We start from the raw sequence: 12153 nt of genomic DNA, 5'->3' as shown, positions 1-12153 counted from the left end.
CACTCGCGTTACCGCTTTGGCGACCCGCTCGTGCCGAAGCCGCAGCAGCGACCAGCGACCAGCGGATCGATCCCAGCCGGCGGATTGGGAGATCTGCTCCAAGCGCATCCCGATCAAGGCTCTTCAGTCTCGAAGCTCAGTTTCCGCTGCTTGCGACATCCTTTGCCAAACAGCCGAGCCGACGAAGAGGCCAGCCCCCACCGCTAGGACGCAGCGTGCCACGCTCCCGACCGGTGCCGATACGGTCCATAAGGTATTGTACCCGACCAACGCCGCTGGACCGACAAAAGCGAGCAACACCAAGCCACGCGCAAGTGGGTTGTCAGATGCCGGATCGCGACGTGCCCGAACGCAGTGATCGCGAGCGCCTCGCCGCCGGCGGCGAGGAGCGATTGCACGAGGGTGCCGTCCGCCGCGCGGACGACGAAGAACGCCGCCACGGCGGCGGCCACCGGCAAGGCATTGAGCGCGAGGTGGATCATCAGGCGGGCCATGAAGAAGGCGACGAGGATCAGACGCGGGTCGGCCAGAAACACGAGCGTTCTCCCGAACGATCGGGGTCATCGAACGCGCTCTCCACCACCCGCCACAGCGCCACTGTTTTTTCACTCTACAGCAGCTCGGGCCCCGGAGAAAAGCGCGCCGGACGGGTTCACCCACCGCTGTTCCGCAGAACCTCTGACATGCTGCCTATGGCCGCGCCGCGTGCCGCAGGCGCGCGGCGCGGCCGGATTTTGGCGCGGGGTACAAGGGGGCGGCGGGCGAGCCCGCCGCCTCGATCGTGTCAGGCAGCGACTGCCTGAGGCGTGTCATCATTGTCAGGCCGAGCGGCATCCTGCTCGGCCGCTTCCTCGACCCGTTCGGCATCGATCGCCGCTCGCGCTGCCACCATCTTGGCATGCGCCGCGACTGTGCCGACGCCGCCGCGCGCGGTGTAGGCCGACGGCGGGAAGGTCATCCAGCGTGGCACCCAATGCTTGCGCTGCTCGCGCCCGCCGACGCCGCCGACATGATCGGCGATGATCCGCCGCAACGTCTTTGCCTTTTCGTCCGCATTGGCGTCGGCGACCATCGGTCCGGCGACCTCGGCGGTCATGCCGAGCAACACGTCGCGGTCGCGGATCAGGTCGAGCAGGGCCGCGTCCGCCTGCCAGTAGCGCTCCATCCGCACGCCAAGATGGAGGCCGACCGCCTCGACGACGGCGCTCCCTGCCGCAAGGCTTTCGCCCATGACGATGGCGCCGACATCGAGCACCGCCGGATCAGGCAGGTCGAGCAGGCGCAGGAAGAGCGCCGAGACGCGATCTCTGGCCGGGCCAGAGGCGTGGCCGTGACCGCCGAGCAGGGTTGGCTCCTCGGGCGAGAAGCCGAGGAGCCCGAGCACCGCGCGCCGCCGCGCGTCGATCGTGGCCTCGCCTTGTGCATTCTCGACGCTTTCTGCGATAGCGTCGTTATGCGCGGACTGCGGCTCGGGCCGGACCGCCCACAGGTGCGAGCCGGTGATCGCGTGCGCGACCATCAAGCGCAGAGCGACCCCCGGCGCATCGATCAGCGCGGCGCGCACGGCGGCGTGCCGATGCAGATCGACATAGGTTTGCTGCGGTCCGGTCATTTCCGGACGGACGGGCTTGGGCGCAGCAGCCGCGCTCTCCCCCTTGGCGATCCGCGCCGCCTCCTTGCGGTTAAGATAGCCTTCGTGGAACACCACCTCGCCATTGCTGCGGACATCGACATAGACGCGCCCGCCCTTGCGCTTGGCTGTCTTTTCATAGTCCCACGACGCGAACTGCTCGGACGGGGGTACGATCACGACATCGCCCCAGCCCGCCGCCAGATAGGCGGCGCGCCGCGTCTCGATCTCGGCGTTCTGCGCAGCCCAGAACGCCTCGCCGTCCGCGAAATAGCGGTCCTCGCCGAACAGGTCGGTGACGATCGCACCGGCATAGGTCGCGACGTCGAACAGCGCGTGCGCGGCAGCGATCGACTGGCCGCCGAACAGCCATGCCTTCAACTGGTGTCCGACAGGGGCGCCGGCATCGGGATCGTCGAGCAAGGCCAGCCACGCTCTCTGCTGGCTCTTGCTGGCAAGCGTCAGGTGGCGGCCGGTCCCACGGTCGATCTTCTGTGCGGCGTAGAGGGTCCGTATGCGCGGCAGCAGATTGCCGAGCGCCAGCACGCGCTTGATCGTCAACGCGGGCAAGCCGAAGGTATCGCCGATATTGTCGAGACTGCGGCCTTCGCGCGCCAGTCGGGTAAAGGTTTCCCATTGGGTCACCTCATCGGCATCGAGCCGCGCGAGATTTTCAATCAGCGAGGCTTCGATGGCGGCGGCATCGTCGCCGTCAACGAGGATCGCACACGGCAACGGCTCGGCCTCGCCGCGCTCTGCGGCGACGATCTGGGCCGCGTGGAAGCGGCGGCTTCCCGCGACGATCTCGAAAGCGTGCAGATCGCCTCCTTCGGCAGGCTCAGAACAGGGTTTGGGACGGACCAGCAACGTCTGGAGGACACCCCGGCTGCGCACGGTGGGGAGGATATCCGACACGTCTGGGGCTTTCTTCGCATAGCGCATGTTGGTCTTGCTGACGGACAGCTTGTCGAGCGCAATAAAATCGAGCTTCATGGGTTTGCTCCTTGTGAGTGCCGGTCCCGTCCTTATTGATCGCTGGGGTAGCGGGACCGGTTTGGATTGCGGCGAAAACGCGCGGCGCGTCAGCCGTCCTTGGGATCGGACGGAAGCTCTGGCTCCGGCGCGCGCCCCGCCCGCCGCAGGATGGATTGGGCGCTCAGGATCGAGCCGGTCACCCGCGCGGCTTCTGCCCAGCGCGACAGCGCGAAATCACTGGCGAAACCGATATCCCGCTCGATGCCGAGGCCGAACGGCAGCCGCACGCGCGCCAGTTCGGACAGGCTGAAATAGCCAAGCTCGGGACAGCCGAACCCGAGATCGGCAAGGCCGAACAGCACGTCGCCGTCATCGTCCAATTCGGTCGCCAGCCATGTGGCGGGCCCGACGGGGTTAAAGAGTTTGAGGACAGGCGCGGGATCGTGCGTGGGCATACCGGCTTTTTCCGCATTGGCGCGCAGCACCGCGCGCAGGTCTGGGGGTAGCAATTCCATGACGGTTGCTCCTTCAGATAGGGGAGAACACACACCGCGCTCACGCGGCGTCGCGAAGCGCGGGGCGCTCGGCGTCCGCGTCGTGATGCCGCGCAAGCAGCCAGTCGGCGGCCTTGCTGGCGGCACTGGCGGCGCGGAAGATCGCGCGGGCATCGCCGCGCAGTACGTCGAGCCAGCTGGCCAGATAATCGGCATGCCGGACGGTCGGCACGATGCCGAGCGCCGCACACAGGAAAGCGGAGCCGAGTTCGGCGACCAGTTCTTCGCGCGCATAGCCTTCCGACCCGAACGCATTGGCGAGATCGCGCGCGAGCCGGGTCGAGTGACCGGTGGCGTGGGTCAGTTCGTGCAGGCAGGTCCGGTAATAATTGACGGAATCGAAGAACGCGGACTGTGGAGGCACCACCACAAGATCGGGGCCGGGCGCGTAGAACGCTTTTGCTCCGCCAATCTGGAACGGAACACCACTTGCAGCGATGACCTCCTCTGCAAGCGGCACTGCACAATCGTCGGGGAGCGGTGCAGGATCGGCCGCAAGCCCCTCGCGCAGGCCTTCGCATTGCGCGACGTTGAAGACGGTAAAGCGCTTGAGAAACACGACCTGTCGGGGTTGTCGGGCCTCGCTGCCCCGCAGCGAACCCTGTACGCCACCCCCTTCGCCCCTCTCGGTCGCACGCGCCTTTTCGCTCTCGGGGGTGAAGCGGTCGGCGTAAACCACGGTGGTGCCACGCTCGCCCTTGCGTACGCACCCTCCCGCCTCGATCGCCTGCCGGAAGGTCAGCCAGCTCTGCGATGGATAGCCCCGCTCGATAACGGTCGCCCACAGGATCAGGATATTGATCCCGGAATAGGCCCGGCCGGTCAGCGCGTTGCGCGGCATCCCGGGTGCGACCGCGCCGCTCGCCTCCCAAGGCTGAACCCAAGGAAACCGCCCCGCCTCCAATTCGGCGATGATCCGGTTGGTAACTTGCCTGTAGAGGTCCCCGCGTGGACTGACCGTCTCGGGCGGAGCAACCGCACCCTGCACCTTGCCTTTTCCCGAACGCCGACCCTTGGGACGCGATGTGTTGCTCGACCGCATGGCTCACCTCCAACACCGCCCAAAACCACCATGGCCACCCCCGGAAAGCGGGGGTGGGCGGCGAGAGCGACTGGAGAGGCCCGCTTAAGCGGCGGCTGCACCCGTGAGGGGCGGAACGGTAGTGGAGCAGTCGGGCGCAGCCCGACTTGCGGCCGCCGCGGGCGGGCCTAGCAGGGAGCGCCGACCATTCCCCGCTTGCTGGGAGTGGCCACACGAATACGCCGTCGCGCAGCTGCGCGGCGTCCATATCCCGGACGGCAACGCCGGCCCGCCCCAGCGATCGTCACCACATGGCCGAGACCCGCAGGGGGCTCGGGGGTGCGCCGAAGGTGCGGCCCAGACCGCGGTCGCGGGCCAATGCGGGGCCGCTTTTGCTCCGGTTCAATCATGCGGCGATCTTGCGAACACCTCGTCTGCGCGATGTCCCCGTCATGAGGATAGGTCCGACGCGGATTTGAGACATATATCCCAGCAAGCGAACCGTGCCGCCCTTTGGGTGGAATTAACCCCGGCCGACGATATGGACAGCGCAGTAGCCGATGTCGCGCGAGCGATAGTGTCCGAAGAGAATGCAATCCACGCGGTCGAACTCGCCACCGAACTTACGATCGCGTGGCTGTCCAATCAGAACAATCGCCTGTCGAGCGAAGATGTGCCCGCCTTCCTGCGGACGATGCACGCCACGCTCACCGAACTCGCGACTGGCGCCACCGCCTCTGGTTTCAATACCGACGACCGCTTACCCGATAGGCAGTACACATCGGCCGTCTCCGCGCACCGCTCGATCTCTTCGAAAGACCACATCATTTCGATGATCGACGGCAAGCCCTACAAGACGCTGCGCCGCCATCTCTCGACGCACGGCATGACGCCGGAGCAGTATCGTCAGCGCTACAACCTCAAGGCTGACTATCCCATGGTAGCCGAAAATTACTCGGCTGCGCGCCGCGACATGGCGCTGAAGATCGGCCTGGGCACAAAGGGACGGAAGCCCAGAGCGGCTGCGGCAACGCCGAAAACCGTGGTTGCGGCGGAACCAGCAAAGCGCAGTCGCAAGCCAACAAGTGCCGGCTAATACGAGAATGGGTGCCCCCTTGGGAGACAGCGCCAGCAGGCGCTGCGACGCGAGCCTTGCTCTATACGATTGCGAGATGACGACCGCGCAGGACATCGATTACGGAGTGGGCGAAGTCACGATGATGCGCTGGCGCATCGGCCCTCATTCGCCCATGGGCTTCGTCGAGCGTGCCGTTCCGCCGGTTTTACCCTCCCCGAACCACCACGATGGAACGCGGCGAGCGGGATCTCCTCAAATATCAAGCGCGCGCCGCCTGATCCCGTCCGGTACCAGCTCGCCTACCTCCCTCAGCTCTTCGCGCGCGGTTTGGTCTCCGGCACCGGTTCGCCGGGGTACGGGCAGGTATGCCGCGTCGTGGCTACCTCTACTGCACGACGACCGCGTCAGCGAATGGCACAGTCGCCACCACGGCTCCTGCGTCATCGGCGATCGTGATCGACCATCCAATTGGAACTCTGCCGTCTCTAGCTTCTTCTGCAATCAGATCGCGGGCAAAGCGCGTGGCAAGAGCGATTGCTGCCTCGAGGTCGGGAAGTTCGACACCCTCATCGTCTAGAAGCAAATCGTCATCCGCGATGAGGTTGAAACCATACAACATCCGCGAATTTTACACGGATTTTTAGGGCGTGTCACTTACACGTATCGATCTGGTTGACGCCAACCTATGGCAAGGCAACGCATCCGCACCTTGCCTTAGGCCTCGGCGGGATCCTCCTCAAACCACCTCGCTGGAACGCGGAAGTTCGCGCCGGGGGTATTCCGGTCGGTCGGCAGCAGCCTACAAGGATGCCCGCAAGCATCAAGCTCCCGTCACTTGATTGTCCCCGGCGCCAACTTTCCTACGCACGACGGGGAATCACTCACATCCGGGCGATGAGCATGAACGCCATGCTCATCGCCTTTGACTTTAACCAGGCTCGACCACCTTGGGCGGGCGACCACGCTTGCCGGTCAATGCGGGGGTCTCAGCCTTGGAAGAGACTTTCTGTCCCGGCTTTCTGCCCAGGCCGATCCGCTTTGCCATATCACTACGCATTGCCGAATAGGACGGCGCAGTCATGGGATAATCGTCTTTCAAATCATAGCGAGCGCGATATTGCTCCGGCGTCAGGCCATTGCCAGAAAGATGCCGCTTCAGCGCCCTGTAGGGCCTTCCGTCAATCATTGAGATGATGACGTCCGGGCTTGCCAGCGACTTGCGCACAGAGACAGCGGGGGTAAATTCAGTGCCCGCCGCAACGGCCGCATCCGCGGTCGTGTCTGTTGAAAGGCCGACGACCGCCTGATGCATCGATTTCAAGAATGCCGGAACATCCTCCGCCGACGTTCTCGTATTTGGGTTCGACAGCCACGCCATCGTTAATTCAGCAGCAAGTTCAACGGTATTCGTGGTTTCCTCAGTCAACGCCAATTTTCCTTTTACACGTGAAGGTAGCGAGAATCTCGCAAAATATCCCTGCACGTAACGAGTATTAGCATCTCTGCTCTTAAATGCGAAAGAACTACCCATCAAGACCGACAGCGGTCGGAATAGAAGCGCCCTTCGCGCGCGTGCTTGGCGAACGCGCCGCCGGATGTCCGGCTGGCGCTAGGGGTGCTCTATCCCTTCCTGCGCGATGATGCGCCGCTGCGCGTCTATTGGAACGCCTCTGCGGCGCCGCGCGACCATGCCTGGGATAGCTGTCACCGGCCCTTCGAAGCGATCATGAAGGCGCTGCTCAAGCGCGGGCTCTCGGTAGACGCCGAACTTCGGTGACGCTCCACGTAGGACGTTTCGATTGTAATCGGGGACGGGTTATTGCGCCGATCGCCTTGCCCTCCACTTCTGCGGATACGAGGGCGTCGTCGATCTGGCTTCGACACAAGAGCGGCGACGTGCATTTCCCGCCAAGGAGCGGTGCGCCGCATGAGCGGCATTTTGCAGCTGTGGGCAATTCATATCCTTCACACGTCCTGGAAATCGGACAGGTAGGAAATGATGCCGGGCAATGTTGGTTGCCCCAAAAGTTGGTTAACCAACGTGCGACGCGCCCCGTAAGGCCCTCGCTGCGGGGCGCCTAGATATCGAGCTCGCGCCGCTCGACCTCGCGCAGGATGGCGTCGGGAATCGAATCGCTCGGCCGCCGTCAGTGCGATGACGTCGTTCAATTCGGGCATGCCGGCTTGCTTCCCGTTTCCAGAGGTAACGCCTGTGTCCAAGAATAAGGCGGAGATACGCGAGGTGTTGCGGCCTGATTGCTTTGCGACATAGAGTACTTGATCGGCGCGGTTAAGAAGCGCTTCGCTAGACTCGTCGGACGTCGTCCAATTGTAGACGTTCGAACCTTCTTCTACTTCCCGAAACGAAGGAGTCTTATCCGATGAAAAGAACTGCAAAACGGCTGCTGTCTGGATGCGTGGGTATCGGAATGCTCGCATCGCTCGTGCACGACATATTGGCCGGAGCGGTCAGCATACACGGCGTGCACCTCCGAAGTATATCTCATCCCGTCTATTTCGGTCTTTACGGGCTCTTCGTCGCAGTGGTGGGTCTGGCTGCGCTTTATGGCGCGGCAGTCGGCTATCATCAGGACGAAAAGCCGGTCAGATGAGGTTGCACCCTCTTCTGCCAAGACTAGAGCCTCAGAGCTTTTGATCCACTCGAGTGCTTCACGACCACGTCGCTCCTTACTATGAGTTTTTATGCTGACCAACGCTGCGGTGAAAACCGCGCGGCCGAAGCCGTGCGCATATAAAATTGATGACGGGCAAGGTTTGTACCTCCACGTCGCATAAACTGCCACGAAGTCCTTCCGGCTGCGGCGCCGCGCAACCATGCCGGGGATAGCTGTCACCGGCCGTTCGAGACGATCGTCGCGGCGCTGCTCAAGCGCGAACTAGCTGTCGGCGCCGAGTGTCGCTGGAGCGGTTCGACCTTAATGCCGCGGCGACTGCTCGATCGTGTGCATCTTCTCGATAAGGTCCACCCAGTGTTCAACGGTATCGCGCGGACCATCGATGACCGAATTTAATGCTGACCGTGACAGATACAGCCATGTCTTGCCGTGCAGATCGATGAAGGCAGCGGCCTGCATTCAGCGTTTAGTATCGGTTTCCGCGTTGGGTTCGTCGTCAATCAATCTGCCGGCTTAGATGTCGAGCCCGCGGCGCTCGATCGCGCGCATGTTCGCCTCGACGTCGGGATCGACTAGGTCGCCGTCGGTTGCCTGATACTCCGCGATCCGTTCCGCATCGGACACCTCGACGGGGTCTTCGTTCAAAATCGGGCGACGTATCCGTCCAGCGAGCGCACTTAAGCTTGGCAGATGGCTGTGCCGCGAAGATCGTCGCAATAGTTGGTCAACCGCCGAAAGCTAGACCGGCGTCATCGCTGACACCAGCCTAGCCCCACCACCTTAGATGAGATTCGCCCCACCTCGGTCGGCCCTGTTGTTCTACCACCGACACGGTATAAACATACGGCGGAAATACCCTGGTCGGTCCAGATAGCTATTAGTAACCATTAGATCACACACGTATATAAGTCGCTGCCCTCAACGGGGTAATTCGACGCGCGCTCGAGCCGCTTCCCGCACGGCACGATCCAGCTGATCCGCGCCGACGGATGCGCCATCCTGCCGACGTCGGTCGCGCCCCAGTCGCGCCCCAGATGATCCAGCAATAGGTCGTCGCCGTCGGTCCCGTGGCGGACAGCTTGCCCTTGTGCATGACGACGCGCTCGGTGAACTGGAGCACATGCGCCGGTTGGTGCCGCGAGAACAGGCGGTCGAAGCGCCCGACGCCCTCCGGGAGCGCTGCGCGCACGATCACGGCGACGCCTACGCGGCTGGTCTCGAGCGCGCGCTCGATGAACTGCTCGGCCAGGCGGAACGGCGGGTTGGAGACTTTAAGTCGACCAGCGGCAGATCGCCGGGGAACAGGAAGTCGCTCACCACGATGCCAACGCCATAGTCGTGGACGTCGCAGGCCTCGACCGTGCCGAAATACTCGGTCAGCAGCGCGACCATATGATGACCGAGATGCGCGATGGAATGCCAGGCGGCATACTCGCGGCGCGGCATCTGGCCCATCTGATGCTGCTTCGGGCGTTTAGGCTTCATCTGTCGCGGCAGGCCGGCGACCGCGTTGGCCTGCTCTATGCGCTCGTCGACCCGCATCTGGGAAAGGCGATCGAGGCGATGCACGCAGAGCCCGCCCATCGCTGGACGTTGGCACAACTGGCAAGCCGGGCCGGACTATAACGGTCAATCTTCACGCTGCGCGTCCGGGCCAGGGTCGGCGAGACACCGATTGGCTATTTGACACGGTGGCGCATGATGCTCGCGACCGACCGCTTGGCGAGTGGGCGGGAGCCGCTGGGTAGCATTGCAAATGCACTTGGCTACGGTTCCGAGAATGCCTTCAACACTGCGTTCCGGCGTGAAATGGGCTTCTCACCGCGCCGCTACGCTCGGACCAAGCCGATCGGTTCAGGCTTTAACGTAGGTGCCGCACTGGAACGGTCGATCCCATGATCGTCTGCTCTTGGAATCCGACATGACGCGCCGCGATGTCGCAAACGGGAGCACAGTTGCCAAGCCGGCTCAAGGATCGGGAATGGCGGGTTTGGCATGGTGCTGCCATCCCGCGTCGGTTGAGGAATGGCTTGGATCGCTCGAGAGCCGTCGCCAGCCTCGCGGCGGAACTGGCCCAATGCCGGTCGTTCGCGAGGCCCTTAGTGCGAGCCGGAACCGGACGTTGGTTCAGCTCATGACCCCGTCATAAAACAACGTCCGGACCACCTGTTTCCTCAGGTTAAAAGATGTCGCTCTTAGGGGCTTTGGCGAGGAACGGTCCGACGACGCACCGGCGGGCGGAGCGCATTATTCCGCGTCAGCCTTGATTTTCGTAAGCGAGCTGCAAAATGCCCCAATGTCGGCCCGCCACCCATATCGACGCAATCACCTGCTTCAACAATACGACTCCGCCGCTGGTAAGCGGACGCCGATAGGCTTTTAAACAAAACGGTGTCTCAATGCGGACCTGAATTTGGGTCTCGGGATAGGTGTATATCAGGCCCGCGCGCGAATACTCCGCGTTCCACGTCCGATCGCCCTTCTGCTGTGGAAGTGAGCGTTCCGGCATAGCCACCGCGCCGAAACAGTTTCGGTCAGTAAAGCTCATCCCAAAAAAGCCGGCAAGGTGCCGTGCGTTTTCCTGATGAGGTCGTGCCAACCGGGTCAGCAGTGCCTGCGCAGGATGCGTGAACACCGGCGGATCGCTCCCTTCCACGGGAGTGTAAGCGTCGCTCAACATCGTTGCGAGGTCGATCTCGCCTGAGGCGATCGCCGCCGTTGCAGCCTCGCCGACCGAACGCGCGACTTGCAGGCCGAAGTTAATGTAAGGCGAGTCCGGCATATCCGCTCCACTCTCCGCCAGCATCTGCAACATTGCGTTTGTGTCGTCGCTTACGACACTAACGCGGCTTGCGAGCTGCTGAAGCCCGGTCGCGTTCTGTGAAGACGTACCGGTCAGGGCCTCCAGTCCAGCGCGGACACGATTGACGGCGTTCACCATGGAGTCGACACGGTCAGCAACACTGTCACCATTGCGCTCCAATCCCTGCATTAGCGCTCGCAATTGATCCACCAGCGTCTCGATCCCTTTTGCGCCACGATGAGCCGACTGGGCCTTTCCAACCCCATCCCCGATGCGCTCCAGCATACCGCCCGCCTCAACGGTAAGCGTGGCGATCGACTGTTCGATGCGCTTGGTCGCGGAGGCGGTTTCCCCCGCCAGCTTTTTCACTTCGCTTGCGACAACCGCAAAGCCTAGACCGGCGTCTCCCGCTCGCGCAGCTTCAATCGTTGCATTAAGTGCAAGGAGGTTGGTTTGTCGCGCGATGACATTGATGCTGGCGCTGATGTATCCCACTTCATTCAGCGCGGTGTTGAATGAGCCCAGCCCGTCGTGGATATGACTAACTTGTTCAATCAGTTCGACCACGTTGCCGATCGCCGCGTTTAATCGGGCGGTAGAATCGTCGATAACATGCTTTGCGGCAGTGGTGTCGTTACGCGATTCGCGTGCTGCGGCAGCGACATTGTCGACATCGCCCGCAAGTATGTTCGCATCAGATCCGACCTCGTCGATGGTTGTCGCCTGAGCGGTTACCCGTCCTGCCAAGGCAGCAATATCCGCTTGGAGATCGAGCGTACGGATCCCAAGTTCGCCCGACATGCGCGCGGCCTGTCTGACGGTATTTTCAATCGCGCCAGCATCCTTAGCCATGAGAAAACCGCTTAAGCCATATCAATGAACAACCTTTGAATCATCGATGCGCTGTATGGTATTAGACGTTCCGCTTGCTTGCAATCATTTGACTTAATCCCAGACCATCCCAAAGTCCCTTTTGGCTCCCCGAAGGCGGACGTTGGTTCAGCGTTAAAATGATTTGGGCCGGTTCGCTCTCGACAACAAACAGCGGGCCGAGAATGCACCCGGTGTGACGTTCGAAGCCGTTAAAACGGATAAAATTTGACGGGCTTTCGCGGTCGTCCAACGATGAAAATATCCTTCGCGATCAGCGAACCTACATGTACTTACTCCCCGAGCAATAAAGGTGATTTAATTCGATGATGCGTCTGATACCAGCTGCACTTCTTCTCTCCATCGTGTACCTTCGGCAGTCCCCGCTCAATCGAGCGAAGAAGATCCGTACCTCTGGCTCGAGGAAGTGAGCTCCCCGCGCGCGATGGACTGGGTGAATGTGCACAATGCGCGCAGTGTCGCGGTCCTGGAGTCCGACCGGCGCTATTCGACGCTTTACGCTCAAGCGCTCGAGATCGCGTCGGCCAAAGATCGCATCCCCGCACCGACCTTCGCGCACGGCGAG

Annotated in this window: 17 protein-coding genes; 5 read left to right on the top strand and 12 right to left on the bottom strand. The window is 62.5% G+C overall.

Annotated features, from left to right (window positions below; translation table 11 throughout):
* Positions 1-203: 203 nt before the first annotated feature.
* The 4 genes from U1872_RS18415 to U1872_RS18400 all read right to left on the bottom strand — a co-directional run bounded on the left by U1872_RS18415 (position 204) and on the right by U1872_RS18400 (position 4201).
* Positions 204-536, bottom strand: coding sequence for a hypothetical protein (locus U1872_RS18415; RefSeq protein WP_332794382.1), 333 nt, complete (start codon positions 534-536; stop codon positions 204-206).
* A gap of 248 nt (positions 537-784) precedes the next feature.
* Complete coding sequence (locus U1872_RS18410) at positions 785-2623, bottom strand: ParB/RepB/Spo0J family partition protein (protein ID WP_332794381.1); 1839 nt, start codon at positions 2621-2623, stop codon at positions 785-787.
* An 89-nt stretch (positions 2624-2712) separates the two neighbouring features.
* Complete coding sequence (locus U1872_RS18405) at positions 2713-3120, bottom strand: DUF2958 domain-containing protein (protein ID WP_332794380.1); 408 nt, start codon at positions 3118-3120, stop codon at positions 2713-2715.
* Positions 3121-3160: 40 nt separating this feature from the next.
* Entirely contained in the window at positions 3161-4201 is a 1041-nt protein-coding gene (locus U1872_RS18400; RefSeq protein ID WP_332794379.1) for an ArdC family protein, read from the bottom strand.
* A 520-nt stretch (positions 4202-4721) separates the two neighbouring features.
* On the opposite strand from U1872_RS18400, the gene U1872_RS18395 reads away from it, so the two are divergent.
* A complete protein-coding gene (locus U1872_RS18395) occupies positions 4722-5276 on the top strand; it encodes a Ros/MucR family transcriptional regulator (RefSeq protein WP_332794378.1) in 555 nt (184 codons plus the stop codon).
* A 367-nt stretch (positions 5277-5643) separates the two neighbouring features.
* Here the strand turns inward: U1872_RS18395 and U1872_RS18390 are convergent, their stop codons facing one another.
* Together U1872_RS18390 and U1872_RS18385 are read right to left on the bottom strand one after the other, a co-directional pair.
* Positions 5644-5877, bottom strand: a complete 234-nt coding sequence (locus U1872_RS18390; protein ID WP_332794377.1) for a DUF6894 family protein — start codon at positions 5875-5877, stop codon at positions 5644-5646.
* A 309-nt stretch (positions 5878-6186) separates the two neighbouring features.
* Positions 6187-6684, bottom strand: coding sequence for a Ros/MucR family transcriptional regulator (locus U1872_RS18385; RefSeq protein ID WP_332794376.1), 498 nt, complete (start codon positions 6682-6684; stop codon positions 6187-6189).
* A 150-nt stretch (positions 6685-6834) separates the two neighbouring features.
* Here U1872_RS18385 and U1872_RS18380 point away from each other — a divergent pair, with 150 nt between their 5' ends.
* Positions 6835-7035, top strand: a complete 201-nt coding sequence (locus U1872_RS18380) for a hypothetical protein (RefSeq protein ID WP_332794375.1) — start codon at positions 6835-6837, stop codon at positions 7033-7035.
* 604 nt (positions 7036-7639) lie between these two features.
* Positions 7640-7870 carry a hypothetical protein gene (locus U1872_RS18375; RefSeq protein WP_332794374.1) on the top strand — a complete coding sequence of 77 codons (231 nt, stop codon included), beginning with the start codon at positions 7640-7642 and terminating at the stop codon, positions 7868-7870.
* A gap of 324 nt (positions 7871-8194) precedes the next feature.
* On the opposite strand, the gene U1872_RS18370 is transcribed toward U1872_RS18375, so the two are convergent.
* The 4 genes from U1872_RS18370 to U1872_RS18355 form a co-directional block, all read right to left on the bottom strand.
* Positions 8195-8353, bottom strand: coding sequence for a hypothetical protein (locus U1872_RS18370; protein WP_332794373.1), 159 nt, complete (start codon positions 8351-8353; stop codon positions 8195-8197).
* 54 nt (positions 8354-8407) lie between these two features.
* Complete coding sequence (locus U1872_RS18365) at positions 8408-8539, bottom strand: hypothetical protein (protein WP_332794372.1); 132 nt, start codon at positions 8537-8539, stop codon at positions 8408-8410.
* A 242-nt stretch (positions 8540-8781) separates the two neighbouring features.
* Complete coding sequence (locus tag U1872_RS18360) at positions 8782-8940, bottom strand: hypothetical protein (RefSeq protein ID WP_332794371.1); 159 nt, start codon at positions 8938-8940, stop codon at positions 8782-8784.
* Between the two features lie 157 nt (positions 8941-9097).
* Positions 9098-9463 carry a hypothetical protein gene (locus tag U1872_RS18355; protein WP_332794370.1) on the bottom strand — a complete coding sequence of 122 codons (366 nt, stop codon included), beginning with the start codon at positions 9461-9463 and terminating at the stop codon, positions 9098-9100.
* Between the two features lie 63 nt (positions 9464-9526).
* Between U1872_RS18355 and U1872_RS22890 the strand changes: the two genes are divergently transcribed.
* The gene (locus U1872_RS22890; protein ID WP_443025415.1) at positions 9527-9793 is read left to right on the top strand and encodes a helix-turn-helix domain-containing protein; all 267 of its coding nucleotides are present in this window, start codon (positions 9527-9529) and stop codon (positions 9791-9793) included.
* Positions 9794-10151: 358 nt separating this feature from the next.
* Here the strand turns inward: U1872_RS22890 and U1872_RS18350 are convergent, their stop codons facing one another.
* A complete protein-coding gene (locus tag U1872_RS18350) occupies positions 10152-11549 on the bottom strand; it encodes a methyl-accepting chemotaxis protein (RefSeq protein ID WP_332794369.1) in 1398 nt (465 codons plus the stop codon).
* A gap of 61 nt (positions 11550-11610) precedes the next feature.
* The gene (locus U1872_RS18345; protein WP_332794368.1) at positions 11611-11820 is read right to left on the bottom strand and encodes a hypothetical protein; all 210 of its coding nucleotides are present in this window, start codon (positions 11818-11820) and stop codon (positions 11611-11613) included.
* Positions 11821-12012: 192 nt separating this feature from the next.
* Here U1872_RS18345 and U1872_RS18340 point away from each other — a divergent pair.
* Positions 12013-12153 (top strand): hypothetical protein (locus tag U1872_RS18340; protein WP_332794505.1); only part of this gene is annotated, 141 nt, incomplete at its 3' end.

Source organism: Parasphingomonas frigoris (assembly GCF_036663815.1).
Classification (GTDB): domain Bacteria; phylum Pseudomonadota; class Alphaproteobacteria; order Sphingomonadales; family Sphingomonadaceae; genus Sphingomonas.
Note: the sequence above shows the minus strand (reverse complement) of the source record. Positions and strands in the feature narration are given on the sequence as shown.